Below are 24,772 nucleotides of genomic sequence, written 5' to 3'. Positions count from 1 at the left end.
ACCGTTGATTTCAAAGGGACAAGGTTACCATGGGACTCTTCAATCGCTTGATCCTGCTTGCCGTGCTGGCCGCAGTGCCGTTCGTTGCGCAGGCCAGTGATGCGCCCTCGGCGGAACCCGATGTCACCATCCGCCAGGACGGCGACCGTACCGTGGAGGAGTACCGGGTCAACGGCTTCCTCTACGCCATCAAGGTCACCCCCAAAGGTGGCAAACCCTATTTCCTGGTTCGGGCCGACGGCAGCGACGGTAGCTTCGTGCGCTCCGATTCGCCGGACATGCTGATCCCGGCCTGGGAAATCTTCAGCTGGTAAGGCAGTCAATTCATGTCGGTGTTCACCCCGCTGCAACGTTCGCAACTGGACACGTTTCTCGCGCCTTACGGGCTCGGCCGTCTGCTCGATTTTCAGGGCATCGAGGCCGGTAGCGAAAACAGCAACTTCTTCGTCAGCATGGAACAGGGCGAGTTCGTGCTGACCCTGATCGAGCGCGGGCCAAGCGACGATCTGCCGTTCTTCATCGAGCTGCTGGACGTGCTCCACGACGCTGGTCTGCCGGTGCCCTACGCACTGCGCGCCGACAGTGGCGAAGCCTTGCGCAGTCTGGCTGGCAAGCCGGCGCTGCTGCAGCCACGACTGAGCGGCAAGCACATCAGCGCGGTCAACGCCCACCATTGCCAGGAAATCGGCGGCCTGCTGGCGCGCATTCATCTGGCGACCCGCGAACATCCCCTGCCGCGCAAGAGCGATCGGGGCCTGGAGTGGATGCTGCGTGAAGGTGCAGCGCTGGCCCAGCGGCTGCCGGCCGAGCAGGCCAGCCTGCTGAACGGCGCCCTGGAAGAGATCGCCAAACTGCAGGAGCGCGTGCGCAAGCTGCCGGGTGCCAACCTGCATGCCGATCTTTTTCGCGACAACTGCCTGTTCGAAGGCACGCACCTGAGCGGAGTGATCGACTTCTACAACGCTTGTTCGGGGCCGATGCTCTATGACCTTGCCATCGCCGTGAACGACTGGTGCTCGGATGAACAAGGGCGCCTGAATGCCGAGCGCACTCGCGCGCTGCTCGGCGCCTATGCCGCACTGCGCCCGTTCAGCGCCGCTGAAGCCGAGCTGTGGCCTGCCCTCTTGCGCATCGGTTGCGTGCGTTTCTGGCTGTCGCGGCTGATCGCTGCCGAGGCCTTTGCCGGCCAGAACGTGTTGATCCACGACCCTGCCGAATTCCAGCGCCGTCTGGCAGAGCGTCAACACGTCGACCTGGCACTGCCATTCGCGCTGTAAATCACCCCTGGGGCCAGGGGTCTGTAGCATCCAGTCGCGCATGCCCTGGCTCAGCGCTTGTACCGCTCGAGCGCTTGCCCCTATGCTGCGGCTCTCATCCGCTGCTACCGGTAAAACGCGGCTGGCAGCTCGATCTCCACTGACTCGCGCGAAATCGAGTCAGGTTCATGACCTTGCAGCGGGCCCTCATGCAATCACCGACGCCCAATCACAAAGGGCGCCCGGCGCCCGCAACACCCGCCACCTGGGCACTGCGTATTCTTGGCGCGATCGTCTTGCTGGTACTCGCCGTACTGATCTGGAACGCCTGGGATCATCAGGCGTTCATCGCCTGGCGCGAAGAGGCCGGGGTACTGCCGTTTTTCTTCGCAATGGCGATACTGCCCGCGCTGGGTGTACCGATCACACCCTTTTTCATCGTCGCCGGGGCGACCTTCGGCGTGCATATAGGGCTTGCCGGCAGCGCGATCGCCCTGTCGGCCAATCTTCTGCTGTGCTACTGGATAGCGCGCAGCGGCCTGCGGCCCTGGCTAAGTCGCCTACTCGCACGCACTCGCTATAGCATTCCCGACTTCGAGAAGGGTGAAGGTGCGCTGCGTTTTACGCTGCTGGTCAAGCTGGCCCCGGGCGTGCCCATCTTCATCAAACACTATCTGCTCGGTATGGCCGGGGTTCCCTTCTGGATCTACTTCGCGGTGTCGGGGCTGATCACCGGCGTTTATGCAGTGGCCTTTGTGGTCCTTGGCGAGTCACTGCTCGAACATGACCTGGGCAACAGCGCGGCGGCGCTCGCCGTGCTGGGCCTGGTCGCGCTGGCGATCTATCTGTGGCGTCGGCGTATTACCAACAGGCAAGACGCCGAGTGAGCGATCCGAGCCTCTGTGAATTATGGACACCCGGTTTTAAAGCTTACCCAAGCAGCCACTAAAACCATCGGCTAACTCTTGCAACAGGCTTTCATAACCGGCTGCGCTGATCGGTGCTGCCGCGCCCATGGCGTCGAGTTCTGCCAGAGTAGCCGGCAAGCCAGCAGTCAGGGTCTCGGCCAGGCGCGGGCGCAGCGGCGGCTCGCTGAACACGCAGCTCGGCCCTACGCGCTGCAGTTGCTCACGCATCGCCGCCACATGACGGGCACCCGGCTGCACTTCGCTGGCCACACTGAATACACCGACATGCTTGAGGCCATATGCGGCTTCGAAGTAGTCGAAGGCCTCATGGAAAACGAAAAAAGGCTTGGCTGACAGCGGCTTGAGCTGAGCCTGCAGGCTCGGCTCCAGCACATCGAGTCGCTTTTCGAACGCTTGCAGATTGGCCTGATAACGCAGTGCATTGGCGGGGTCGGCCTTGCTCAGGTCGGCGGTCATGCGAGCGGCAATCACCCGAGCGTTGGCCGGCAGCAGCCACAGGTGAGCGTCCAGACTGCCGGGACGGTGATCGTGGTCATGCTCGCCGAGTGCTTCAGGGGCATGCTCGTCACCGTGATCGTGATCGTGATCGTGATCGTGATCGTGATCGTGATCGTGATCGTGATCAGCATCCTCGCCGAAATGCCGCAGCGTCATGTCCGGCAAGCTCTGCACAGCCACGCTGGGCTTTTCGCGGGTAGCCAGAACGCGGGGCATGAAGCTCTCCATGTCCGGCCCGATCCAATACAGCAGATCCACTTCCTGCACACGACGCATGTCCGAGGGGCGCAGCGCATAGTGGTGCGGCGACGCGCCCGGCGGCAGCAATACTTCGGGTTCGCCCACGCCGTCCTGCACCGCAGCGGCGATCAGCTGCAATGGCTTGATGCTGGTGAGCACACGGACATCGGCCTGGGCAGCGCCCATCGTGCTGAAGAACAAGGAAACGGCCAGAGTGAGCAACGACGGGAAACGCAAACGCAGCATGGGAAGAGATTCTTTCGAGAGACAACAGGAGTAATACAATAACATCCTATTCTCGCCAGTTGGCACTTGTCCGCCGAATGAACCTCTCAGCGCGCCAGCCGGACGGCCAACCGGTACATGCGTGGCGCGCGGCGGGCGATGCGTAATAGAATAACGTCCTACGCTTCGAGGCCCTCGCCATGTACAAACCCGTCAGCGTCGTGCCGCCTTTGGCATCGCGCCCACATGACCACTCCCATTGCGTCAGCCACGCCCTGGCCGAAGCCGAGGCCATCTGTGCTCGTCAGGGCCTACGCCTGACCGCCCTGCGCAAGCGGGTTCTGGAGCTGGTATGGGCTAGCCACAAGCCGCTGGGAGCCTACGACATTCTTGGCGTGCTCAGCGAGGAAGACGGCCGCCGCGCGGCGCCGCCGACCGTTTACCGAGCCCTGGATTTCCTTCTGGAAAACGGCCTGGTGCACCGTATCGCTTCGCTCAACGCCTTCGTTGGCTGCAGCCATCCGGCACACGCTCACCAGAGCCAGTTCCTGATCTGCCGCAATTGCAACGCTGCCGTGGAACTGGAGCAAACAGCGATCAGCGATGCCATCGTCACAGGCGCCAAGGGTGTCGGCTTCAACGTCGAGAGCCAGACCGTCGAAGTCGTTGGCCTGTGCGCAGGCTGCCAAGGCAGCAAATGAGCGACGCGCTGATTCGCCTCGAAGGCGTGACTGTCGGTTTCTCCGGGCAGACGGTGCTCGATAACGTCGAGCTGACGATTAAACCTGGCGAGATCGTCACCCTGATCGGCCCCAACGGCGCCGGCAAGACCACCCTGGTGCGTGCGGTACTCGGCCTGCTCAAGCAGGACAGCGGCAGCGTCTGGCGCAAACCCAAACTGCGCATCGGCTACATGCCGCAGAAGCTGCACGTCGACCCGACCTTGCCGCTCAGCGTGCTGCGCTTTCTGCGCCTGGTGCCCGGTGTCGACCGTGCCCGCGCCCAGGCGGCGCTGGCAGAGGTAGGTGCCAGCCAGGTGCTCGACAGCCCGCTGCAAGGCATCTCCGGTGGCGAACTGCAGCGCGTGCTGCTGGCCCGTGCCCTGCTGCGCGAGCCGCAGCTGCTGGTGCTCGACGAGCCTGTCCAAGGCGTCGACGTAGCCGGCCAGGCCGAGTTGTACCGGCTGATCACACGCTTGCGCGATCGCCACGGCTGCGGCGTGCTGATGGTTTCACACGATCTCCATCTGGTGATGAGCACCACTGATCAAGTGGTGTGCCTGAACCGTCACGTGTGCTGCTCGGGCCATCCAGAGCAGGTCAGTTTCGATCCGGCCTTCGTCGAACTGTTCGGCCGCGACGCCCAGAGTCTGGCCGTCTATCACCACCATCACGACCATGAACACGACCTGCATGGCGGCGTGGTCAGCGACAAACCGGGTCTGACCATCAACGGCCCGGTTCGCCCCCACGTACACGGAGATGGCTGCAAGCATGGCTGATTTTCTGCTCAACGCCCTGCTCGCCGGCCTCGCCCTGGCGCTGGTCGCCGGCCCATTGGGCTCCTTCGTGGTGTGGCGGCGCATGGCCTACTTCGGCGACACCCTGTCCCATGCCGCGCTGCTCGGTGTGGCTCTGGGGCTGATGCTGGATGTCAGCCCGACCTTCGCGGTGACCGTCGGCTGTGTGCTGCTGGCGATCTTGCTGGTCACCCTGCAGACACGCCAGCCGCTGGCCAGCGACACGCTGCTCGGCATCCTCGCCCACAGCACGCTGTCGCTGGGTCTGGTGGTACTGAGTTTCATGCGCGACGTGCGCATCGACCTGATGGGCTACCTGTTCGGCGACCTGCTCGCTGTCAGCACCACCGATCTGGCCTGGATTCTCGCCGGCAGTGCTCTGGTACTGATCCTGCTGGTGCTGATGTGGCGCCCGTTGCTGGCGATTACCGTGCACGAGGAACTGGCCAGGGTCGAAGGTCTGCCCGTGGCAGCGATCCGCCTCGGCCTGATGCTACTCATCGCCATCGTCATCGCCGTGGCGATGAAGATCGTCGGCGTGCTACTGATCACCTCACTGCTGATCATCCCCGCCGCGGCCGCACAGCGGCATGCGCGCACGCCAGAGCAGATGGCCTTCGGCGCCAGCCTGCTGGGCATCGTCGCAGTCTGTTGCGGCCTCAGCCTGTCCTGGCTACAGGACACACCGGCCGGCCCTTCCATCGTGGTTTCCGCGGCCAGCCTGTTCCTGCTCAGTTTCGTGCTGCCGCGCCGCAGGGCGTGAGTTGCGGAATTTGGTCAGCGCATGAGCCAGCGTGTAGAATTGCGTGTTTTTTGCACAAATCGAGACTCGCAGCCATGACATCGTTCCCCCTATGCCGTGCCGCTCTGGCCGCACTGGTTCTGCTGATGGTCGGCTGCCAAAGCCGCCAGGAAGCCGAACCAGTTGCGGCTCCGGCTGCCGTGGCGGTTGCTCCCAGTGCTCAGGAGCAGTTCGACGCCAACCTGGCCGCTGGCCAGTTGGCCGAAGCCGAGGCGCAATTCGAAGCGCTGCAGGGCGGTGACCCCGCCGCGGTGCTGCACGCTCAGCGACGCCTGTCCGAAGCCTATTTGCAGGAAGGTCAAAAAGCCCTGGAAAGCGGCGATCTCGACAAGGCCGCCAAATCCCTTGGTCATGCGCGCAACCTGATGCCCAAGGCCCCAGCGCTGACCACCGGCCTCGATGGCGCTATCGGCAAGGCTCGTGAAGCCGAGCTGAGCGCAGTCGAGCAGGCCCGCCAGGCCGGTGAGCAGGCTCAGGCCGCACGTCAGGAGCAGCTGCGCCTGTTGCGCCAAGCTGCCGAGGCACAGGCAGCCGCAACCCGCGCCGCTGATGCGCAGCCGGAAGTACCGGCGAAGCTGATCGATCCTGCTGCCACACGCAGCGAAATCAGCCTGCCTATGCTGGATAGCCGTGATGAGGCCGCCTTGTTCGAACGCCTCGATGCGGTGGCTGCGGATGTGGTGACCTTCGACCGCACCGTGCATATCCAGGTGCGCAGCGCCGAGGATCTGCGTCGCGTCACCGGCTTGCTGGAAGCGCGGGTGATGAAACGCGACCCGACCTTCAAGCTGACCCTCAGCCATGCGGTGAAACCCGTTCAGGTGCCCCACCTGATACTGAGTTCGCGCAATCGGTAGCTGAATGGATGTGCCGCCTGGAGCGGCGCACTTCAACCAGCTTTTTAGCTATAAACATAGGCCTACAAAGATCTTTGAGGCCTAACAAGCGCCGGATAAACTAGCGCATCTAATCTATATGCCTATCCGGCAAAAACGACGAACCCAAAAGGTTTAACGCGTGATCGACTTCCATCAGGTTCACAAGGCGTACCGCGTCAGTGGCCGCGATATCCCCGCCCTGCAACCCTGCGATTTGCATATCGACCGTGGCGAAGTATTCGGCATCATCGGTCACTCCGGTGCAGGCAAGAGTACCCTGCTGCGCCTGATCAACCGCCTCGAAGAGCCTTCGGGCGGGCGCATCGATATCGACGGCGTGGACGTGACCGCTCTTGGTGCCGATGGCCTGCGCACGTTCCGCCAGCAGGTCGGCATGATCTTCCAGCACTTCAACCTGCTGTCATCCAAGACCGTCGCCGCCAACGTCGCCATGCCCTTGAAGCTGGCTGGCGTGCCAAACGCGGAGATCGAGCAGCGTGTCGCCGAACTGCTCGAACGCGTCGGTCTTCAGGATCACGCCAACAAGTACCCGGCACAACTGTCCGGCGGGCAAAAGCAGCGTGTGGGTATCGCCCGGGCGCTGGCCACCCGCCCGAAGATTCTGCTCTGCGACGAGGCCACCAGCGCCCTCGACCCGCAAACCACCGCGTCGGTGTTGCAATTGCTGGCCGAGATCAACCGCGAACTGGGCCTGACCATCGTCCTGATCACCCATGAGATGGACGTGATTCGCCGCGTTTGCGACCGAGTGGCGGTGATGGATGCGGGCGTGATCGTCGAACTGGGCGCCGTCGCCGACGTCTTCCTGCACCCACAGCACGCCACCACCAAGCGCTTCGTTCAGGAGGCCGAGCAGGTCGACGAAAACGAGCAGCGCGACGACTTCGCCCATGTTCAGGGCCGTATCCTGCGCCTGACCTTTCAGGGTGACTCGACCTATTCGCCGATCCTCGGCCAGGTCGCCCGGGAAACCGGTATCGACTACAGCATCCTCGCCGGGCGTATCGACCGCATCAAGGACACGCCCTACGGCCAGTTGACCCTGGCACTGAGCGGCGGCGATATCGACGCGGCCCTGGCTCGCTTCGAAGCGGCCGACGTGCACCTGGAGGTTCTGCGCTGATGGAAACCTTACTGCCCAACGTCGACTGGCTGGAAATCTGGCAGGCCAGCCTCGACACCCTGAACATGCTCGGCGGCTCCATGCTGTTCACCGTGCTGTTCGGCCTGCCCCTCGGCGTGCTGCTGTTCCTCACCGGCCCACGGCAGATGTTCGAACAGAAGGCGCTCTACGCAGTGGTCTCGTTGCTGGTGAACATCCTGCGTTCGGTGCCCTTCGTGATCCTGCTGATCCTGCTGATCCCGGTCACGGTGCTGATCACCGGCACATCGCTGGGGGTTGCCGGGGCCATACCGCCGCTGGTGGTCGGTGCCACGCCGTTCTTCGCACGTCTGGTGGAAACCGCACTGCGCGAGGTCGATCGCGGCATCATCGAAGCGACCCAGGCGATGGGTGCCAGCACCCGCCAGATCATCTTCAACGCCCTGTTGCCCGAGGCCCTGCCGGGCATTCTGGCGGCGGTCACCGTCACCGCCATCACCCTGGTGTCCTACACCGCGATGAGCGGCCTGATCGGCGGCGGCGGCCTCGGCGACCTGGCGGTGCGTTACGGCTACCAGCGTTACCAGCCGGACGTGATGTTCGTGACCGTGGCGCTGCTGGTGGTGCTCGTACAAATTCTGCAAACCATCGGTGATCGGCTGGTGGTGCACTTCTCTCGTAAATAAAACAGCTGGAACGGACGACCGGCACTTTGCCGCCACGCCGCCTCATCTCAAGGAGTCAAATGATGAAAAAACTGCTTACTGCCCTGGCTGTCGTCGCAGCCTTTTCCAGCGCTGCCCAAGCTGAAACCCTGAGCGTCGCAGCGTCGGCCGTGCCGCACGCGGAGATCCTCAACTTCGTCAAACCGGCACTGGCCAAAGAAGGCGTGGAGCTGGACATCAGGGTGTTCACCGACTACGTACAGCCCAACGTACAGGTCGCCGAAAAGCGCCTGGACGCCAACTTCTTCCAGCACCAGCCCTACCTTGATGAGTTCAACAAGAGCCGTGGCACTACCCTGGTCAGCGTAGGCGGTGTGCACGTCGAACCGTTCGGCGCCTACTCCAGCAAGATCAAGGATCTGAAAGACCTGCCGCAAGGCGCCAACGTGGTGATTCCTAACGACGCCACCAATGGCGGCCGTGCCCTGCTGCTGCTGCAGAAGGCCGGCGTGATCACGCTCAAGGATGCCAACAACATCCTCTCCACGCCGAAAGACATCGCCGAGAACCCGAAGGGCATCAAGGTGCGTGAACTGGAAGCCGCGACCCTGCCGCGCGTTCTGACCCAGGTCGACCTGGCGCTGATCAACACCAACTACGCGCTGGAAGCCAAGCTGAACCCGACCCAGGACGCCCTGGCCATCGAAGGCAGCGACTCGCCGTACGTCAACATCCTGGTTACTCGTGAAGACAACAAGGACAGCGCCGCCGTACAGAAGCTGGTCAAGGCCCTGCACAGCGACGAAGTGAAAGCCTTCATCCTGGAAAAATACAAAGGCGCGGTCGTTCCGGCATTCTGATTGCCGTAATACCACCCCTGCAGCACCCGATGCCGCGTAGCCTAAAGCTACGCGGCATTTTCATTTCTGCACGGCGGGCTGCACGCTCACGACGGGATAAAGCGCAGCACGCCAGCCTGTCGCGGCCCGGCGCCAGAGGGATCGTCCTTCGGGTGGGCGATGCCATCGCTGACCGGCACCTCGGCGAAGTCGAACGGGCTGACACCTTCGAGGCACGCCACGTTGACGCCATACTGATGGGGATTGGAGCGGCGTTGATGGTGGGTGTAGATGCCGCAGCGCGAGCAGAAGAAGTGCTCGGCGCTCTTCGTATTGAAGCGATAGACCGTCAGCAGTTCTTCACCCTGCAGGATGCGAAAGCCGGCCAACTCGGCCGATACCGCCACCGCGCCGCGCATGCGGCAATAGGAGCAGTTGCAGCGCCGGGCGGTGTGCAGACCGTTACTGAGCGTCACCTGAAAGCGCACCCCGCCACAATGGCAGGCACCGCTGATCTCGCTGATATCCTTGTTCATCGCCAGGCCCTCGTTCGATCGAGCGCACAGCATAGGCCAAATACCGAACAAATAGCCTGGCGTTGAGCGTAGCGATACCCAGGAACAATCGACAAAAAACCCAGGTTTACTATCGATGCATCCCGGGTATCGCTGCGCTCAACCGTGGGCTACGAGACGGAATTGTCTTTGCGTGGTCGCTCCGGCCGCGACCAGATCCACAGCGCGCCGCCGCTCATGCCCAAGCCGGCGAAAATCAGCGACGGCGTGTGCGCTACCGTCAGCAACATGACTGCGAAGGCCATCAGCATGCTCAGGCTCGCCACCCGCTTGGTACGCCGGGTGATCACACCGCCGTCCCGCCAGTTGCGCAGCAGCGGGCCGAACAGACGATGGTTCTCCAGCCAGGCGCTAAGCCGTGGTGAACTGCGCGACGCGGCCCAGGCGGAAAGCAACACGAACTCGGTGGTCGGCAAGCCAGGCACCAGCACGCCCACCGCTGCCATGCCGATGCTCAGGTAGGCGAGCGCCAGCCATAGCCAGCGTGCCCAACCACTCGCCATCGTCTGCGGCGTATCAGGCAAAGCTGCGCTCCAGGTGCACGGCGAAACGCTCGAAAGCCGCGATAGCGGCGGCCTCGGCCTCACGCTCTTGCTGCTCATCCAGTTCGACACCGTCGAGCGCTGCGACGAAGGTTTTCCAGCCTTGCGCCCGGCCACCCTCGGGCTCGCCCAGATGCCGCGCCCCGAAGGTCTCGCTCAGGCCCAGAGCGGGCATGCGCTTGAGTAGGAAGGCCGCCCCCAGCTTGGAGCCCTCGGACACGAACAGCCAGGCAAGGGCGGCGCCGAGCCCCAAGGACTGGCCACGAATCGACTCATCGCCCAGTGGCACCGGCAGGCCAAGGTCAGCCAGATCGAGACGGGCCTGCTGCAAGCGGCAACGTGCCGGCAGATCCGCTAGCAACGCGATCAGCGCGGGGTCGTGATAGAGCGTTTCCAGGTCGTACTGGAACAGATACTGGGCGGCGACGAAGCGCGCGAAGCGCTCTGGACTGCCGAATGGATCATGGCCTTTGACCAGCGCATCGAGCTTGCCATGAGGTTCGTGGGTCAGTTGGTTGAGACGCTGCGAACGCAGTGGATGGGACAGTTGTGCTTGTTGGGCGGTCATGGGTCTCTCCTTGTACGGGCCTGCCGAGCGGTGCTCGGCATCGTCTAGATAACTGACGAATCAGCAGGAAAAATTCGGTAAATACCGACACTCGCCCCGCGAGCCAACGGTCATGCGCTACCCGGGAAATAACGGCTCAAGTGGCGCAGATCCGCCTCACCGAGCACCCCGGCCAGGTAGCGCAGCTGCAACCAGGCGCGCAGGTAGCCATAACGCGCCTCCGCCAGATCCCGCCGAGCGCTGTAGAGCTGCTGCTCGGCATCGAGGACGTCACGGTTGACCCGCTCACCACCGGTGACACTCTTCCGGGTAGCGTCGATCAGACCACTCGCCGACTCGACCGCCAGCTCATAGGCACGCACCTTGGCAGTGCTACTCGCACACAGGTTGAACTGCCGCCGTAGCTCGTTGAGCACCCCGTCGCGCTGGGCGTCCAGCTCGTAGCGGGCCTGATCGTAGGATGCCGCTGCCTGACGTCGCGAAGCCGATACACCGCCACCGGCGAACAACGGCACACTGAGCTGGATACCGATGCTGTCGGTGTCGTACTTCTGGTTGTAGGTGCTTTCCGAGTCGGAGCTGGTCTTGCGCGAGCTGGCGTACAGCCCGAGTGTCGGCAAGTGCCCAGCACGTTGGCGCTCGACCTCCTGCTCGGCCACGCTCAGCCCATGGCGCTGGCTGGCGAGCTCGGCATTGTGCGCCATGGCCATGTCGCGCCAGCCTTCGAACCGCGCCGGAGCCAGCGGTTCGGCGCTGAACGGGCCACTCAATGGCGCCAGTTGGCGAAGTTCGACCGGCTCGCCGATGATTGCCTGCAGGTCGCGCAGCGCGGCATCCAGGGCATCCTGCGCCTCGATCTCCTGCGCCCGGGACAAATCATGACGAGCGCGGGTTTCCAGCAAGTCGGTACGGGTGCCTTCGCCGGCCTCGAAGGTGCGCTGGTTGAGCTGCAGCTGCTCGGCATAGGCACGCCGCTGGGCACCCGCCAGCTCGATCTGCTCACCCGCCAGCAAGGCCTGGCTGTATGCCTCGAACACTCGCACCACCAGTTCCTGGCCACGCCCACGCAGACGTTCGTCGGCCAGCGCTGCCTTGGCCACGCCCTGGCGGTACTCGGCCCAGGCGGCGTAATCGAACAGCGGTTGCTGCAGGGTCAGCGCCGAGGAGTAGCTGTCGTAATCGCGATCGTTGGTCACCCCGCCCGCCGTGACATCGGACTCGTTGCGGGCCTTGCGATAACTGTACGAGAGGTTCGGCAGCAAGCCGGCCCGGCCGATGGCGAGGCTCTCCACGCCAGCGTCCCGCTCGCGGGTGGCGGCTTGGAAGGTCGGATCATTGCGCAGGGCCAGGGCGTAAGCGTCCATCACACCGAACGCGAAGCCTGGGCCGGCGAGCAGCGCACCGAGCAGCAGGAGCCCGCATCTTAGGGCTGGCGAGATCCGACGCCGGGTTCGATTCGATGCTTTCATTCTTCCACCAGCGCCATATGGGTGCGATCGGTCAGCGGCTTGAACAGATAGTTGAGCAACGAGCGCTCACCGGTGCGCACGAAGGCTTCCACCGGCATGCCGGGACGAATCTGTTGTCCCTGCAACTGACGCAATCCATCGTCGTCCACCTGCACACGCAACCGGTAATAGGGCTGATCGGTCTTTTCGTCCAGCAGGCGGTCGGCAGAGACCAGGGTCACCTTGCCGTTCACCCGCGGCGTACGGCTCTGGTTGAAGGCGACGAACAGCAGCTCCACGTCCAGGCCGGGCTGCAGCTTGTCGACCAGTTCGACCGGGGCCCGCGCGTCGACCAGCAACGGAGCGTCCTGCGGGACGATCTCCATCAGCATCTGCCCCGGCGAAATCACCCCACCCTCGGTGAACACGTCGAGCCCGACCACGGTACCGCCGGCTGGGGCACGGACTTCACTGTGGGCCAGTTCGAAGTCGGCGGCGCTCAGACGACTGCCCAGTTCCTCCACCTTGAGGCGTGAATCTGCAAGCTGCTGACGTACGTCCTGCTGATATTCCTCGCCGCGCTGGGCGGCACGCAGGCGCAGCTCGAGTATCTGCCGCTGAGTGCGGCCGATATTGCCGAGGTCTTCGGAAATGTCACCATTGAGCTGGGCATACAGCCGCTCGTTTTCCAATAGTCGATTGCGGGCCACGTAGCCTTCGCGGGCCAGCTCGCGCAGCCCCTGCAATTGCGCCTGCATGCTGCTGCGCTGCTCGTCCTTGTGAGCCTTGGCGGCGCGCAGCCCTTCGAGCACGGCCTGGCTGCCGGCAATGCTCTCCTGCAGGCCATCGAGTTCCAGACGCAACGCGGCCCGTCGACTGGCGAGCAACTGCCGCTGCAATGCCAGGGTCGAGTCGACCCGTGGATCGTCTGCTGAAGCGATGGCCGGCGGAAAGTCGATGGCCGCCAGCCCGTCACGCTCGGCTTCCAGACGAGCGCTACTGGCCACTGCTCCAAGGTGCTGAACGAACAGCGATTCGCGCTGGGCACGGATCTGCGTGGCGTCCATGCGAATCAACACCTGACCGGCTTCGACTTGGTCGCCGTCACGTACCAGCAGGCTCTGAACTACCCCACCAGAGGGGTGCTGCACGGCTTGACGATTGCCGGCGACCACCACATTGCCGCTGACCGCCACGCCCTTGTCGAGGGGCGCCAGGCCAGCCCAGAGCAGAAAGCCACCGAAACCGACTGCCAGCAGCCAGCCACCCATGCGCGAATAACGCCGTTCGTCGAGGGGCAGCACATCGGCCAGCGGCCCTTCCTTACGCAGAGATTCGGCCATCAGGACACCACTCCCTGACTGCTGTAACTCATGCTCAGCGATGAGGCTCCGCGCAAGGCTGCCGCTACGGGTGCCGCCTTGGGTTGCAACGCCTGCAAGACTCGCTCGGCCGGCCCGAATGCCTGCATCTGCCCGGCGCGCAGTACCAGCAGTTTGTCGGTGCTGGTCAGCAATGAGGGCTTGTGGGCGATCAGCACCAGGGTGCGACCTTGCCGCTTCGCCTCGGCGATGGCGGCCAGCAGGGCCTGCTCACCCGCTTCGTCGAGATTGGAGTTCGGCTCATCGAGCACGATCAGCGCCGGCAGGCCATACAGCGCACGTGCCAGGCCGATACGCTGCCGCTGCCCCCCGGACAGCCCGGTGCCGCCCTCACCGAGACGGGTATCGTAGCCGTCGGCCAGTTGCAGGATCAGGTCATGCACACCGGCCATCCGTGCGGCGGCCACTACCTTCTGCGCATCCACCTCGGTAAAACGGGCAATGTTCTCGGCCACGCTGCCGGCGAACAGTTGCACGTCCTGCGGCAGGTAACCGATATGAGCGCCAAGCGCGCTGCGCTCCCAGTGCTGGAGATCGGCGCCATCCAGCCGCACCTTGCCGGTCTGCGCCGTGGTCACGCCCACCAGCAGGCGTGCCAGGGACGACTTGCCCGAGCCGGAGGGGCCGATCACACCCAGCACTTCCCCCGCCTCCAGGGCGAAACCAAGGTTCACCAGGCACGGCGTGCGGGTGCCCGGGGCGAAAGCGCTGAGCTGCTCGACGCGTAGCGCACCGAGCGGCGCGGGCAACGGCATGCCTGCCTGGCGCGGCGGGTGCGCCTGGAGCAGCGCCGACAGCCGCTCATAGGCCAGCCGCGCATTGCTCCACTGCCGCCAGACGCCGAGAACCTGATCGATGGGCGCCAGCACCCGGCCCATGAGTATGGAACCGGCGATCATCATGCCCGCCGTAATCAGACCATCCAGGGCCAGCCAGGCACCCAGGCCCAGCACCAGTGACTGCAGTGCCAGACGCACGTACTTGGAGCAGGCGCTGAACACCGCAGTCTTTTCACTGGCCAGGTTCTGCTGACCCAGGAAACCGGCATGCAGGGCGAACCAGCGCTGGCGTATCGCGCCAAGCATGCCCATCGACTCGATGGCTTCGGCCTGACGCAGATGGCCGGCGGCCTGCTGATTCGCCGCGATGGACAGCCGTGCAGCCTCACCAAGCGGCTCCCGGGTCAGACGCTGATTGAGCCAGGCCAGTATCACCAGCGCCAAGGCGCCTACCAGGGCAAGCAGGCCAAGCCACGGACTGAACAGGAAGATCACCCCCAGATACACCGGAAACCAGGGGGCGTCGAAGAAGGCGAACAGCGCATTGCCGGTGGCGAACTGGCGCAGGCTGGTGAGATCGCTCAGGGCCTGGGTCGAGGTCTGTCGAGCGTTGCTCAGGTTGGCTTCGAAAGTCGCCTCGAATACCCGTGCATTGAGGCGCATGTCCATCTGCGTACCGAGCCGGATCACCAGCAGGCTGCGGATCCATTCCAGCGCTCCGGCGAACACGAACAGCCCGACCACGATAAGGGTCAGCATCAACAGGGTCATGGCATTGCCGGAGGCGAGCACCCGGTCATAGACCTGCAGCATGTAGAGCGCAGGTGCCAGCATCAGCAGGTTGATCACCGCAGAGAACAGGCCGACATGCAGCAGCCCTGATCGGCAGGCACGCAGGGCCTGAAGTATCTCGTTGACAGCCGCGGGAACGGTCGCGCGCATGCAAGGGCTCCTTGGCACAAGGCCAGGCGCAGCACGCCTGGCGGCATCCCCCGGCACCCTTGACGGGCGCCCGGGCGACACCCAGAATTCGTGACCGTCACAGCCTGGGCCTTGGAAACACGGGCCGTGACGGCGTTACCAGAGCGGACGGGATGACATATCCGTTCGCTTTTTATTGCCTGATGATCAGGCTGCCAGCAGCAACTCGGACTCGCTCAACGACGAACCCGCTGCGGTGATGATGTCGTCGGTCAGCCCGGCAGCTTCCAGCACGGCCAGCAGGCCACCGTCGTTCGGCGTACCGGCGCTGTCGGTAGCTCCCTCGACCGAGCCGTTCATCAGCCCCCAGATCACATCGTGCACGGCATTGTCGCGACCTTCCGCCGCCGTGGCGGTCAGCGGCGTGTTGCCGAAGTCGAAGGTGATCAGCGGGCTGGAAACGGTACCGTTGGCATTCAGGCCGCCTCCCAGGGTCACCTGCTGCAGGGTGCCGTACAGCGAGTGGCTGCTGAAGTTGTAGGACAGGTTGCCGACCGCCGAGAACGAGAACGAGCCATCACCCAGACTGATTGCGTAGGTGTCGCCAGACAGACCGGACGAAACACCGTTGGTGTAGAACCCGCCGGTGTTGGTGGGGTGCTCACCTGGTACGCCAGTATCCTGATAGGCCTGCAGCAGGCTTTCGAGCGTGCCGCCCGAGCTGAAGCCCAAAGGAAACTCGTTGGCATCGTAGCTGTAGGAAATTGCCATTTTCTCTCTCCTTGCTTCGGCGATTGAATCGCCGCGTGAGTGACACCTCGCGGGTGCCGGTTTCCATGCCGTTCCCGACATGCTTCCTGGTTGGCCTCGAAAGGCAGTGGCCAGCCTCAGAACTGCAGCTCGAAACCGCCCATCACGGTGCGGCCCGGGCCATAGGATTTGGTGAAAATGTCGGAGTAGCCGCTGACGTAACTACGGTCGCGGATGTTTTCCACGGTGGTGCGCAGCAGCAGGTTGCGGCTGACCCGGTAGCTGGCGAACAGATCCCAGGTGGTGTAACTGGGCCACAGGTCGTAGTCCCAGTCCTCGGGGCCGCCAGCAGCGCTGTAGTTGAGCCGTGCACCAATCTCCAGGCTTTCGTTGAGCCAGCGGGTGCCGACCACCCAACTGCCGCGATCCATCGGCAGGTTGCGCGCACTGTTCATGCCGAACACATCACCGGCACAGGATTGCTGGGCATCTAGGTAGGCCTCATAGGAGGCATAGCCCGCAGCGATGGCATCGTTGTGGAAGTCCGAGTAGCTGCCGTCCTCGCGGGGCATGTCTTCATTGATGAAATCACTGCCCAGCGGGTACACCTTCTGGCAGAGCTTGTTATCGCCACCAAGCACATGGGTGTAGTTGATGCCCGTGTACCAGCGCCGAGCGTCGTAATCGACCTCGAACTCCATGCCGCGAAAATTCATCGGCACCTGGTTATTGACGAACATGGTGTTGCCCAGGCCGCCGGTGCGGCCCGGCAGGATATTGACCATGGAGGTCACCAGGTAATTGTCGACCCGAGTGTCGTAGTAGGCGACCTTGGCCTGGAAACGATCGCCACTGCGGAGCAGGTCGAAGGTGTCGACGTTGAAGCCCAGCTCCCAGCTACGTGAGGTTTCGGGATCGGCATAAGGGTTGGGATACATGCGCGCGAAGGGATCACCAGGGTGTGAGCCCTCCATCAGCGATTCGGTCAGCGCGGGCGGCCGCCAGGACTCGCCCCAGTTGGCGAACAGTTCCAACCAGCCAGTTGGCCGATAGGCCGCGGAAAGCGTCGGCAACAGCTTGCCCATACTCTCGTCGACGCTGTAGTCGCGCATGCCCGCATTCGAGAGCCAGCGCGGGGCGTAGTTGCCAGAGGTGTAGTAGTTGGCGACGGAGGTCGGATCGGCCAAGGCCGCTTCAAAGGTTATGGCACTGTTGCAGCCGGACTGGATACCGGCCGCGCAGCGCGCTCTGGCGTTGTTCAGTTGGTTGGTCACGACCGTGGTGAAACGTTCGAGGCGGCTCTGATAGGCCCACTCGGTTGACGGCACCTGGGTCTTGCCCTTGAGGTGGTAGTAGTCGTATCGCAGCCCACCGGAGAGCGTGAACTGTTCAGTCTCGAAGGTCAGGTTGCCGAAAGCGCTGGCGATGCTGCGCTTGCCATTCGGGTTAAGCGTGTTCTGCCCGGACGCGAAGTTTTCGCCCTGATAGTTGCTCTGGTTCTTGGAGGTTCCCTTATCGAGGAAATACTCCAGGCCATGATTGAAGTGAAACCCTTCCACACCAGCGACGGCAAAACGTGCGGTGTTGTCGAGTTTGAAACCGTAGGTATCGACCCGCGTGTTGGTCTCGCTACCCAGGCCAGCTTCGCACTCCTGCAGCCAGTCGGCAGGAATCGGGTTCTGCCGACAGTAACCCAGCCTCCAGGCCGTCGCGGTCATGTCCACGCCATCGGTAACGATAGGTCGGCCGGCCGCGGTATTGCGCTCGTTCCTGGTGGTCACGTAGTAGAGCTTGGCGTTCAGGTCGATCCAGGGCGAGTCAGGCGTGAAGGTGTAATCCAGGCCAAATGACTGCGAGCGCGCACTGGCATCGCCGAACTTGGCCCAGGCCGCGTCACCGTCGATGGCCGAACCGTCTACCGCGCTGGTCACACGGCGGTCGGAAACGTTGTTGTAGCTGAGGTCGGTGCCCACGTAGGTAAATTGCAAGGATTGCTCGGGCGTCAGGGTAAAGCGGCCCTTGAACAACTCCGAGTCTTGCTCCTGATTGGAGAACTTGATGCGGTCGACCACCTGGGTGACACCTTCCCTGCCGTCCTGAACGCCGGAGGTGAGAAAGTCGAAATTCTCCCGACGCGAGCCCGGTGCATAGTCGCCAAAGCTGCGTCGGCTACGTGCGCCGACCAGCTCCAGGCGGTCACCGAAGCGCCCGGCCACGGCGGCACTGCCGATGAAATTGACGCCATTGCCGTGGCCGCCCAGCCCGGTCATGCCGCGCAGGCGAACGCCCTGATCCTGGCCCGGCAGGATGATGTCATCGACATTCAGCGTGCCGAAGTTGGCGCTACCGGCAATCGACGTGGCTCCGGTGACGTCGGAGCGCGGGCCCTTCTCGATCACCACGCTGCTGATCAGCTCGGAATCCACGTAGAGCTGGCCATTGCGTTGCTGGTGGCCGTTCTCGTTGAAGTTCTGGCGCATGCCATCGATCATCGTGTTGACCCGACCGAAGTCCTGCATGCCGCGGATGTTCACCGACAGACCAGGATCCTGGGCGCTTACCGCGCTGTACACGCCCGGTGTTTCGACCAACATGTCGGCCGCATGCCGCGGCGGATTGCGGTCGAGCTGCTCGCGGGTGATCACGCTGACCGAGCGCGGCGCCTGGTAGATCCATTCGTTGCTGACGTCACGGGTCGATTCGATGGTCGTCGCATCGATCTGCAGCGTGCCGGCAACGTCGCTCACCCGCTCCACGTTGACCCGCCGCTCACCCGTGAAGCTGTAGCTGACCGGCAGTCCACTGAGCAGCAGACGCAAGCCCTGCTGCGGTGGGTGTGACCCCTTTAGCTCACGACTTTGCAGCCCCGCCAACTTGCTGCTGTCGAAGAACACCTGAATCCCGGCCTGCTCGGCAAAGGCAATCACAGCGCTCCCCAGCGGCTGTGCGGGAATGTCGAACTGGATCTGAGCCGCCCGTACATCGCTGCCCACAGCCGCCACAGGCGCCGGCTGCTGGGCCCAAGCGCTGCCGCCAGAGACCAGCGCCGCACCTACCAGCAACCCACCAGCCAGCCCCAGAGCGCGATGCGTTCTCTGGTTTCCGACGATTGGATGACGCATTCCCTTGTTGCCCATCGACCCTGCTCTTTGTTGATATTGGTGTGTAATGAAAATCACTACCAACAAGCAAGACGTTGCAGCAGGGAAAACTCAGTAAGCGTTTTTGGAAATTATTTGTTCGGCTGAAAAGCGCAGGCGACCGCGGCTCAGTAAATGATGCTGAGGCCGGGCAGATCGCTATGCCGGGCCTGCAGCTCGCCCGTGAGGGTGGCGACCGCAGCGTCCAGCGAATCCAGGCGGAACACACCGCTGACTCGGCGCTGCGCCAGTTGGCCGCCAGCGATGAGAATGTGCCCGTCGCGGTAGCGATTGAGCTGGGTCACCACCTGCTGCAACTGTACCTGATCGAAAATCAGCAGACCGCGCTGCCAACTGCTGGCTCGCGACAGATCCAGGCTCAGCCGCTCGATCCGCCCATCGGCGTCGAAACGCGCGCTCTGCCCCTCGTCGAGAATCAGGCTCTGGCCATGTTTGCTGACGGCCACGCGGTGCTGCATGACACCGACGAGCGCCTGCTCGGCGTCATCCCGACTGACCAGAAAACGCGTGCCTAGCGCCTGGGCCTTACCACCACCGCTGTCGACGATGAATGGCCGGGATTCGTGCTTGCCCACCGGAGCCGTCTGAAAAATCGCCGAGCCGGCCAGCAATTCGATACGCCGCGCCTGGGTGGTGTAATCGAGGCGTATGGCACTGCGCGCATCGAGCGTCGCCTGGCTACCGTCGGGCAGCTCGAAGGTGCGCACTTCCCCGCTGGCGGTCAGGTGGTCGGCGATCAGCGGCAGGTACAGAGCGCTGCCCTGCATCCAGCCGATAGCGGTAACGATCATCGCCAGTGAGGCACTGCTCAGCCAGCGTAATGCACGCCGGCTACGACGCCTTGGCAGCGCTGCAATCGGCCGAGCGGGTGAACGGCGCGGAGTATCTAGAACCGGCTCCCCCAGGCCTGCCAGGTCGCCCCAGGTATGCCGGGCGAACTGCAGGGCGGCGCCGTGACGCAGATCGAGGGCGAGCCAGGACTGCAGCGCCAGCTGCTCATTCTCGTCGAGTGGCGAGTCGCTCATGCGCACCGCCCATTCGGCAGCGGCCTGGCGAATCTCGCGATCCTGCAGGTCTGGGCTATTCACGTCGTGCTCTCGGTTTCTCTTATAAGGGTAATGACGCTCGGGCGGCCCTTTTACCGTAAAAGTACCCGCCGATAACGGTATTTTTGCCGTTCACGAGCTGGCTCCCAGGCGCTCCATGACATGCGACAGCGCCTTGGAGAGGTGCTTTTGCACCGAGCTGTCGCTGATTTCCAGACGCCTGGCGACTTCGGCGTGGGTCAGTCCTTCGATTCGGTTGAGGTGAAAGATTTCGCGGGTACGCGGCGGTAGTTCAGCCACTGCACGCTGCAACAGCTCCATACGTTGCTGCCTCTCGGTCGTGTCTTCCAGGCTGTCGACCTCATCTTCGACAGCATTGAGCACCTCGTCGCCCACCAGGTCGGTCTTACGCCGCTCCTGCTGGCGACGGTGGTCGATCAGCAGATTGCGTGCGGTACGGTAGAGATAGGCTGGGGTATTTTCGATGTGGTCGTGCCGCGCTTGCTCGGTCAGGCGCAGGAAACTCTCCTGAACCAGATCGGCGGCCAGGTGCGGGTCACGGCTCTTGCGCAGCAGGAAGCTTTGCAGCGCCCTGGCGTGCTGCTGGAAAAGGCCTTTGAGATCCAGATCCGACAATCGTCATACCTGACCTGAGCGGGAAGGAGCAGCATCTTACCGGCGGATGAGAATAGTTTTCAATTATCATTTCTGCCAAGGCACTGCAGCAGCCAGTCCAGTGCCGGCTGGCGCTGTGCCCGGCGCAAGATCGCCACCAGCTCACGATGGAAAGTTAGCTCGCCCAGCTCCAGCACGCGCAATGTTGTGGGTCGCTGGCACCAGAGCCCGGCGCGGGGGATCAGGGAAACGCCCAGGCCGCACTCGACCATGCGCACGATGGCTTCCAGTTCATCCAGCTCCAGCGCCTCGCGAGGCGTCAGGCGTTGCTCGCGCAGAAATCGTTCAACCTGGCGACCGCCGAATGAGCGCCGGTCGTAGCGCACGAAGGGCTGCTCGCGCAGTAGTTGCAGCGGGTCATCTCCAGGCAACTCGGGCGGCGCGATCAACACGAAAGGCTCGCGTACCAGTTCTACCTGCAGCAGCTCCTTGGGCAATTCGAACGGCGGGCGGATCAGCACGGCCAGATCCAGTTCGCCGGCATCCACCTGACCCAGCAGGTCGAGAGAAACCCCGGGAACCAGCTTCAACTCCACCTGCGAGGCCTGGGTGCGAAACCGCACCAGGGCTTCGGGCAACAACCCGGTCTGCACGCTGGCGATGGCGCCGATCTTCAATTCACCCTGCCATTCCGCCAATGCGGTCGGCAGGGCCATCTGCGTATACAGGCCAAGGATCTGCTCGGCCAGCGGCAGCGCATGGCGCCCGCCCGCACTCAGCACGGCGCTGCGCCCGCTACGATCAAACAGACGCACGCCCAGGCTCTGCTCCAGCACGCGCATCTGCGCGCTCACGGCGGACTGGGTGAGGCCCACACGCAAACCGGCGGCGGCGAAGGTGCCATAGCGGGCGACGGCGATGAAGGTTTTCAATTCGCGGAGCATTGATCGATTTCATTTGAGCTGGGCGGCAAGAATATTCGCTTTTAATCAAAATTCTTGCATCTAAAATCGACTGGCACCGACCTTAGGAGCCTGATCATGGCATTGTCCCCGTTTCACTTGGCCATTCCGGTCTACGACCTGGCAGCCGCCAGACATTTCTATGGCGACGTCTTTGGCTGCGCCGAAGGCCGCAGCAGCGACCACTGGGTGGATTTCGATTTCTTCGGTCACCAGTTGGTGATCCACGAAGCGCCGAAGATGGCGTACCAGGAATCGGCCGTCAGCAACCCGGTAGACGGCCACGACGTGCCGGTGCCGCACTTCGGCGTGATTCTCGACTGGCCGGTGTGGGAGGCCTTGGCGCAGCGCCTGCAGGAGCGCGAGACGGCGTTCGTGATCGAACCCTACGTGCGCTTCAAGGGCCAGGTGGGCGAACAGGCCACCATGTTCCTCCTCGACCCGTGCGGCAACGCACTGGAGTTCAAGGCGTTCAAGGATATGAGCCAACTGTTCGCGAAATGAAAAATGGGGCCGTACAGGCCCCATTCTTTCAGTCTTTGCGGATCAATCCCGGCAACTGTGCGGCCAGTTTTTCGACATTGATGGGCGCACGAATGAAGCCGCGCTGGGTGCCGTCCGGGCCGATGACGGCGAGATTGCCGCTGTGGTCGACGAGGTAGTTTTCCTTGCTGGTGTCAGCGGGGATATAGGGAATGCTCACCGCGTTGGCCAGTTTCTGGATGGTGTCCGGCTCGCCGGTCAAGCCCATGTAACCGGCGTCGAAATAGCCCAGGTACTTTTTCATCTGCTCCGGCGTGTCGCGATTCGGGTCGACGGTCACCAGCACGATGCGCAGATTGTTCCAGGCCTCCTCCGGGATTTCCGAACGCAGTTGGCGCAGCTGGGCCAGCGTCGCCGGGCAGATGTCCGGGCAGAAGGTGTAACCGAAGAACAGCAGACTCCACTGATCCTTGAGCTGGCCGGTGGAGAAGGTCTGGCCATCCTGATCGACGAAGTCCAGCGCCGGCACCTGGCGTTGTTGCGGCAGCATCACGATGCCGGCGTCGAGCAGCGCGGCGGGATTGTTCCTCGACTTGCTGCTGAGCACCTGATTGATGGCGAGGCCGAGCACCAGAGCGGTGATGGCGATCAGGACGAATACGGTGATTTGCTTTCGGGTCATGGCGGCCACGATGGTCTGAGTGAAAGGTGATCGCCCAGTCTGGCCAGATGACCCCGATCGACACGCAGATGACACGTCGGCCAGGCAGATGAGATCAGCCGGTAGGCGATGAACAGCGGGAAAAGGTACCAGATACTGAGCGCCAAGGTCGCATTGGCGCATGCGGCCAGCTGTCACGGTGAAGAGAGTCGCGCCTGCCATTGCAACAGGCGCGTATGAAACGGGCGGGCTCCACGCTGCACACTCTGCAGCTGAAGCCCCCGGGCTATCAGGCCACCGCGCGACGCATGCTCAGCGTGCGGCCTTCCAGCCGTCGGTTGAGGCCGTGGCGCTCGATCAGCAGCGCACCGCCCTGCTGTTCTGCCGCGCGGCCCCAGTCGTCGAGCAACTCCATGCAGGCATGATCGACGTAGCTAAGCTTGTCGAGCGGCACATGCAGACGAGTGGTTGGTGCAATGCCTTCCAGCACGCTGGCCAGGTGCGGCACCTTGAGGAAGGTGGCGGAGCCGATAAGGCGCAGTTCCGCTTCATCTGGGCCGAGTTGGTTGAGGTTGACCTTCAGGCGCGAAGCCTTGCCGGCCAGTTTGACCAGGGTCAGCGCGAAGCCGATCAACACACCAGTGAGCAGGTCGACTGCGACGATGCCGATGGCAGTGGCCGCGTAGATAAGTACCGGCGCACGCCCATAGCGGCCAAGGCTACGGATCGCCTTGATGTCGACCAGTTTGAAGCCGGTGTACACCAGTACCCCGCCGAGCGACGCGATGGGGATGCTCTGCAGCACGCCGGGCAACAGCATCACGAAGGCCAGCAACCAGGCACCGTGCAGAATGGCCGACATGCGGGTGCGCGCGCCGGCCTGCACGTTGGCCGAACTGCGCACGATCACCCCGGTCATCGGCAAGGCACCGAGCGCACCGCAGAGCATGTTGCCGATGCCCTGAGCGGACAGCTCACGATCCATATTGGAACGCGCGCCACTGTGCATGCGATCCACCGCCGCCGCCGACAACAGGGTTTCCGCACTGGCGATGAAGGCCACCACGACTGCGGCGAGCAGGATGTGCGGGTTGGCGAGGTTGAGCAGATCGGCGGGTTTTACCCAGTCGATGGCATCGCTCAGCGTGGCCGGCACTTCGACCCGCGCCACACCCAGGTTCATCCACAGGCTGATCAGCGTCATCGACGCCACACCCAGCAATGCGCCGGGCAGAAAACGCAGGCTGTTGGGGCGCAGCTTGTCCCACAGGAACATGCAGGCGATGGTGCCGAAACCCAGCAGGGCTGCCGCCATGGCGCTGCCGCCGCCAAGGCCGGGAATCGCCTGGCGCACCGTGTCGGGGAAGGCCAGCAGGTTGTCCAGGCCGGACGCCTGGGGTTTCACGTCGAACATCACGTGCAGCTGCGAAAGTATGATCAGGATGCCGATACCGGCGAGCATGCCGTACACCACGGCAGGTGCCGTGACGCGAAACCAGCAGCCCAGTCGCAGGCGCCCGGCGATCAGTTGCAGCAGACCAGCGAGCAGCAGAATCGGCCCGAGCATGGCCAGGCCGTGGGTGCGTACCAATTCGAACACCAGCACGGCGAGGCCGGCAGCCGGGCCGCTGACCTGCAGCGGCGAACCGGCCAGCCAGCCGACTACCAGGCCACCGATGATCCCGGTGATCAGGCCTTTGGCCGGCGGCATGCCAGACGCGATGGCAATACCCATGCACAGCGGCAGGGCAACGAGAAATACCACGATCGATGCCAGGGCATCACGGGGTAGCGCGGATTTGAAAGAAGCTAGGGTCATGGTGCGGTCTCCTGCGGGTACGGCGCACGAAAGGTCACGACGACAAGCAACGCTCGCCGTCTGGCAGGTAGGCAGTCAAAACCCAA

General features: G+C 63.4%; 25 protein-coding genes. 11 read left to right on the top strand and 14 right to left on the bottom strand.

The annotated features are described in order from the left end of the window. Window positions 1–29: 29 nt before the first annotated feature. The 3 genes from K5Q02_RS05470 (at window position 30) to K5Q02_RS05460 (ending at window position 2,143) form a co-directional block, all read left to right on the top strand. Window positions 30–314 carry a DUF2782 domain-containing protein gene (locus tag K5Q02_RS05470; RefSeq protein WP_225837185.1) on the top strand — a complete coding sequence of 95 codons (285 nt, stop codon included), beginning with the start codon at window positions 30–32 and terminating at the stop codon, window positions 312–314. Between the two features lie 12 nt (window positions 315–326). Next, window positions 327–1,277 (top strand): homoserine kinase, encoded by a 951-nt coding sequence (locus K5Q02_RS05465; RefSeq protein WP_225837183.1) that lies wholly within the window; start codon window positions 327–329, stop codon window positions 1,275–1,277. 167 nt (window positions 1,278–1,444) lie between these two features. Then, on the top strand, window positions 1,445–2,143 hold the full coding sequence (locus K5Q02_RS05460) for a TVP38/TMEM64 family protein (protein ID WP_225837181.1): 699 nt from the start codon (window positions 1,445–1,447) through the stop codon (window positions 2,141–2,143). Window positions 2,144–2,179: 36 nt separating this feature from the next. Here the strand turns inward: K5Q02_RS05460 and znuA are convergent, their stop codons facing one another. After that, a complete protein-coding gene (znuA, locus tag K5Q02_RS05455) occupies window positions 2,180–3,169 on the bottom strand; it encodes a zinc ABC transporter substrate-binding protein ZnuA (RefSeq protein ID WP_225837179.1) in 990 nt (329 codons plus the stop codon). Between the two features lie 179 nt (window positions 3,170–3,348). Between znuA and K5Q02_RS05450 the strand changes: the two genes are divergently transcribed. The 7 genes from K5Q02_RS05450 to K5Q02_RS05420 all read left to right on the top strand — a co-directional run bounded on the left by K5Q02_RS05450 (window position 3,349) and on the right by K5Q02_RS05420 (window position 8,995). Then, the gene (locus K5Q02_RS05450) at window positions 3,349–3,849 is read left to right on the top strand and encodes a Fur family transcriptional regulator (RefSeq protein WP_225837178.1); all 501 of its coding nucleotides are present in this window, start codon (window positions 3,349–3,351) and stop codon (window positions 3,847–3,849) included. Then, window positions 3,846–4,649, top strand: a complete 804-nt coding sequence (gene znuC / locus K5Q02_RS05445) for a zinc ABC transporter ATP-binding protein ZnuC (protein ID WP_225837176.1) — start codon at window positions 3,846–3,848, stop codon at window positions 4,647–4,649. Before K5Q02_RS05450 ends, znuC begins: the two co-directional genes overlap by 4 nt. After that, window positions 4,642–5,430 carry a zinc ABC transporter permease subunit ZnuB gene (gene znuB, locus K5Q02_RS05440; protein WP_225837174.1) on the top strand — a complete coding sequence of 263 codons (789 nt, stop codon included), beginning with the start codon at window positions 4,642–4,644 and terminating at the stop codon, window positions 5,428–5,430. Before znuC ends, znuB begins: the two co-directional genes overlap by 8 nt. Before the next feature lie 74 nt (window positions 5,431–5,504). Continuing rightward, window positions 5,505–6,326 (top strand): hypothetical protein, encoded by an 822-nt coding sequence (locus tag K5Q02_RS05435; protein WP_225837173.1) that lies wholly within the window; start codon window positions 5,505–5,507, stop codon window positions 6,324–6,326. 160 nt (window positions 6,327–6,486) lie between these two features. Next, window positions 6,487–7,491: a methionine ABC transporter ATP-binding protein gene (locus tag K5Q02_RS05430; RefSeq protein WP_225837171.1), complete on the top strand. Its 1,005-nt coding sequence runs from the start codon at window positions 6,487–6,489 to the stop codon at window positions 7,489–7,491. Continuing rightward, entirely contained in the window at window positions 7,491–8,156 is a 666-nt protein-coding gene (locus K5Q02_RS05425) for a methionine ABC transporter permease (RefSeq protein ID WP_090423656.1), read from the top strand. Before K5Q02_RS05430 ends, K5Q02_RS05425 begins: the two co-directional genes overlap by 1 nt. A gap of 62 nt (window positions 8,157–8,218) precedes the next feature. Then, on the top strand, window positions 8,219–8,995 hold the full coding sequence (locus tag K5Q02_RS05420) for a MetQ/NlpA family ABC transporter substrate-binding protein (RefSeq protein WP_225837169.1): 777 nt from the start codon (window positions 8,219–8,221) through the stop codon (window positions 8,993–8,995). An 86-nt stretch (window positions 8,996–9,081) separates the two neighbouring features. Here K5Q02_RS05420 and K5Q02_RS05415 read toward each other — a convergent pair whose 3' ends face one another. The 11 genes from K5Q02_RS05415 to K5Q02_RS05365 form a co-directional block, all read right to left on the bottom strand. After that, the gene (locus tag K5Q02_RS05415) at window positions 9,082–9,510 is read right to left on the bottom strand and encodes a GFA family protein (protein WP_225837167.1); all 429 of its coding nucleotides are present in this window, start codon (window positions 9,508–9,510) and stop codon (window positions 9,082–9,084) included. 149 nt (window positions 9,511–9,659) lie between these two features. Then, a complete protein-coding gene (locus tag K5Q02_RS05410; RefSeq protein WP_442963966.1) occupies window positions 9,660–10,073 on the bottom strand; it encodes a YbaN family protein in 414 nt (137 codons plus the stop codon). After that, the gene (locus K5Q02_RS05405; protein WP_225837165.1) at window positions 10,066–10,659 is read right to left on the bottom strand and encodes a biliverdin-producing heme oxygenase; all 594 of its coding nucleotides are present in this window, start codon (window positions 10,657–10,659) and stop codon (window positions 10,066–10,068) included. Before K5Q02_RS05405 ends, K5Q02_RS05410 begins: the two co-directional genes overlap by 8 nt. Before the next feature lie 110 nt (window positions 10,660–10,769). After that, a complete protein-coding gene (locus K5Q02_RS05400) occupies window positions 10,770–12,128 on the bottom strand; it encodes a TolC family outer membrane protein (RefSeq protein ID WP_442963965.1) in 1,359 nt (452 codons plus the stop codon). Next, on the bottom strand, window positions 12,125–13,450 hold the full coding sequence (locus K5Q02_RS05395) for an HlyD family type I secretion periplasmic adaptor subunit (RefSeq protein ID WP_225837163.1): 1,326 nt from the start codon (window positions 13,448–13,450) through the stop codon (window positions 12,125–12,127). The genes K5Q02_RS05400 and K5Q02_RS05395 overlap by 4 nt, the downstream gene beginning before the upstream one ends. Beyond that, complete coding sequence (locus K5Q02_RS05390) at window positions 13,450–15,210, bottom strand: type I secretion system permease/ATPase (protein WP_225837161.1); 1,761 nt, start codon at window positions 15,208–15,210, stop codon at window positions 13,450–13,452. The genes K5Q02_RS05395 and K5Q02_RS05390 overlap by 1 nt, the downstream gene beginning before the upstream one ends. A gap of 186 nt (window positions 15,211–15,396) precedes the next feature. Then, complete coding sequence (locus K5Q02_RS05385; protein WP_225837159.1) at window positions 15,397–15,960, bottom strand: heme acquisition protein HasA; 564 nt, start codon at window positions 15,958–15,960, stop codon at window positions 15,397–15,399. A gap of 116 nt (window positions 15,961–16,076) precedes the next feature. After that, complete coding sequence (locus K5Q02_RS05380) at window positions 16,077–19,076, bottom strand: TonB-dependent receptor (RefSeq protein WP_225837157.1); 3,000 nt, start codon at window positions 19,074–19,076, stop codon at window positions 16,077–16,079. A 131-nt stretch (window positions 19,077–19,207) separates the two neighbouring features. Further along, entirely contained in the window at window positions 19,208–20,188 is a 981-nt protein-coding gene (locus K5Q02_RS05375) for a FecR family protein (RefSeq protein ID WP_225837155.1), read from the bottom strand. Between the two features lie 90 nt (window positions 20,189–20,278). Then, the gene (locus tag K5Q02_RS05370) at window positions 20,279–20,782 is read right to left on the bottom strand and encodes an RNA polymerase sigma factor (protein WP_225837153.1); all 504 of its coding nucleotides are present in this window, start codon (window positions 20,780–20,782) and stop codon (window positions 20,279–20,281) included. Window positions 20,783–20,841: 59 nt separating this feature from the next. Further along, complete coding sequence (locus tag K5Q02_RS05365; RefSeq protein ID WP_225837151.1) at window positions 20,842–21,705, bottom strand: LysR substrate-binding domain-containing protein; 864 nt, start codon at window positions 21,703–21,705, stop codon at window positions 20,842–20,844. A gap of 96 nt (window positions 21,706–21,801) precedes the next feature. Here K5Q02_RS05365 and K5Q02_RS05360 point away from each other — a divergent pair, with 96 nt between their 5' ends. After that, window positions 21,802–22,227, top strand: a complete 426-nt coding sequence (locus tag K5Q02_RS05360; RefSeq protein WP_225837150.1) for a VOC family protein — start codon at window positions 21,802–21,804, stop codon at window positions 22,225–22,227. A gap of 28 nt (window positions 22,228–22,255) precedes the next feature. Here K5Q02_RS05360 and K5Q02_RS05355 read toward each other — a convergent pair whose 3' ends face one another. Together K5Q02_RS05355 and K5Q02_RS05350 are read right to left on the bottom strand one after the other, a co-directional pair. Beyond that, window positions 22,256–22,888, bottom strand: coding sequence for an SCO family protein (locus tag K5Q02_RS05355; protein WP_225837147.1), 633 nt, complete (start codon window positions 22,886–22,888; stop codon window positions 22,256–22,258). Window positions 22,889–23,156: 268 nt separating this feature from the next. Further along, window positions 23,157–24,686: a SulP family inorganic anion transporter gene (locus K5Q02_RS05350; protein ID WP_225837146.1), complete on the bottom strand. Its 1,530-nt coding sequence runs from the start codon at window positions 24,684–24,686 to the stop codon at window positions 23,157–23,159. Window positions 24,687–24,772 lie beyond the last annotated feature (86 nt).

This window comes from Pseudomonas sp. MM211 (assembly GCF_020386635.1).
GTDB lineage: Bacteria > Pseudomonadota > Gammaproteobacteria > Pseudomonadales > Pseudomonadaceae > Aquipseudomonas.
This window is presented reverse-complemented; position numbering and strand designations above follow the sequence as displayed.

What these genes read in the sequence shown, in the direction of transcription:
- K5Q02_RS05470 (WP_225837185.1), top strand. Translation starts at nt 30, where the DNA reads ATGGGACTCTTCAATCGCTTGATCCTGCTTGCCGTGCTGGCCGCAGTG.
- K5Q02_RS05465 (WP_225837183.1), top strand. Translation starts at nt 327, where the DNA reads ATGTCGGTGTTCACCCCGCTGCAACGTTCGCAACTGGACACGTTTCTC.
- K5Q02_RS05460 (WP_225837181.1), top strand. Translation starts at nt 1,445, where the DNA reads ATGACCTTGCAGCGGGCCCTCATGCAATCACCGACGCCCAATCACAAA.
- znuA (WP_225837179.1), bottom strand. Translation starts at nt 3,169, where the DNA reads ATGCTGCGTTTGCGTTTCCCGTCGTTGCTCACTCTGGCCGTTTCCTTG.
- K5Q02_RS05450 (WP_225837178.1), top strand. Translation starts at nt 3,349, where the DNA reads ATGTACAAACCCGTCAGCGTCGTGCCGCCTTTGGCATCGCGCCCACAT.
- znuC (WP_225837176.1), top strand. Translation starts at nt 3,846, where the DNA reads ATGAGCGACGCGCTGATTCGCCTCGAAGGCGTGACTGTCGGTTTCTCC.
- znuB (WP_225837174.1), top strand. Translation starts at nt 4,642, where the DNA reads ATGGCTGATTTTCTGCTCAACGCCCTGCTCGCCGGCCTCGCCCTGGCG.
- K5Q02_RS05435 (WP_225837173.1), top strand. Translation starts at nt 5,505, where the DNA reads ATGACATCGTTCCCCCTATGCCGTGCCGCTCTGGCCGCACTGGTTCTG.
- K5Q02_RS05425 (WP_090423656.1), top strand. Translation starts at nt 7,491, where the DNA reads ATGGAAACCTTACTGCCCAACGTCGACTGGCTGGAAATCTGGCAGGCC.
- K5Q02_RS05420 (WP_225837169.1), top strand. Translation starts at nt 8,219, where the DNA reads ATGAAAAAACTGCTTACTGCCCTGGCTGTCGTCGCAGCCTTTTCCAGC.
- K5Q02_RS05415 (WP_225837167.1), bottom strand. Translation starts at nt 9,510, where the DNA reads ATGAACAAGGATATCAGCGAGATCAGCGGTGCCTGCCATTGTGGCGGG.
- K5Q02_RS05405 (WP_225837165.1), bottom strand. Translation starts at nt 10,659, where the DNA reads ATGACCGCCCAACAAGCACAACTGTCCCATCCACTGCGTTCGCAGCGT.
- K5Q02_RS05400 (WP_442963965.1), bottom strand. Translation starts at nt 12,128, where the DNA reads ATGAAAGCATCGAATCGAACCCGGCGTCGGATCTCGCCAGCCCTAAGA.
- K5Q02_RS05395 (WP_225837163.1), bottom strand. Translation starts at nt 13,450, where the DNA reads ATGGCCGAATCTCTGCGTAAGGAAGGGCCGCTGGCCGATGTGCTGCCC.
- K5Q02_RS05390 (WP_225837161.1), bottom strand. Translation starts at nt 15,210, where the DNA reads ATGCGCGCGACCGTTCCCGCGGCTGTCAACGAGATACTTCAGGCCCTG.
- K5Q02_RS05385 (WP_225837159.1), bottom strand. Translation starts at nt 15,960, where the DNA reads ATGGCAATTTCCTACAGCTACGATGCCAACGAGTTTCCTTTGGGCTTC.
- K5Q02_RS05380 (WP_225837157.1), bottom strand. Translation starts at nt 19,076, where the DNA reads ATGGGCAACAAGGGAATGCGTCATCCAATCGTCGGAAACCAGAGAACG.
- K5Q02_RS05365 (WP_225837151.1), bottom strand. Translation starts at nt 21,705, where the DNA reads ATGCTCCGCGAATTGAAAACCTTCATCGCCGTCGCCCGCTATGGCACC.
- K5Q02_RS05360 (WP_225837150.1), top strand. Translation starts at nt 21,802, where the DNA reads ATGGCATTGTCCCCGTTTCACTTGGCCATTCCGGTCTACGACCTGGCA.
- K5Q02_RS05355 (WP_225837147.1), bottom strand. Translation starts at nt 22,888, where the DNA reads ATGACCCGAAAGCAAATCACCGTATTCGTCCTGATCGCCATCACCGCT.
- K5Q02_RS05350 (WP_225837146.1), bottom strand. Translation starts at nt 24,686, where the DNA reads ATGACCCTAGCTTCTTTCAAATCCGCGCTACCCCGTGATGCCCTGGCA.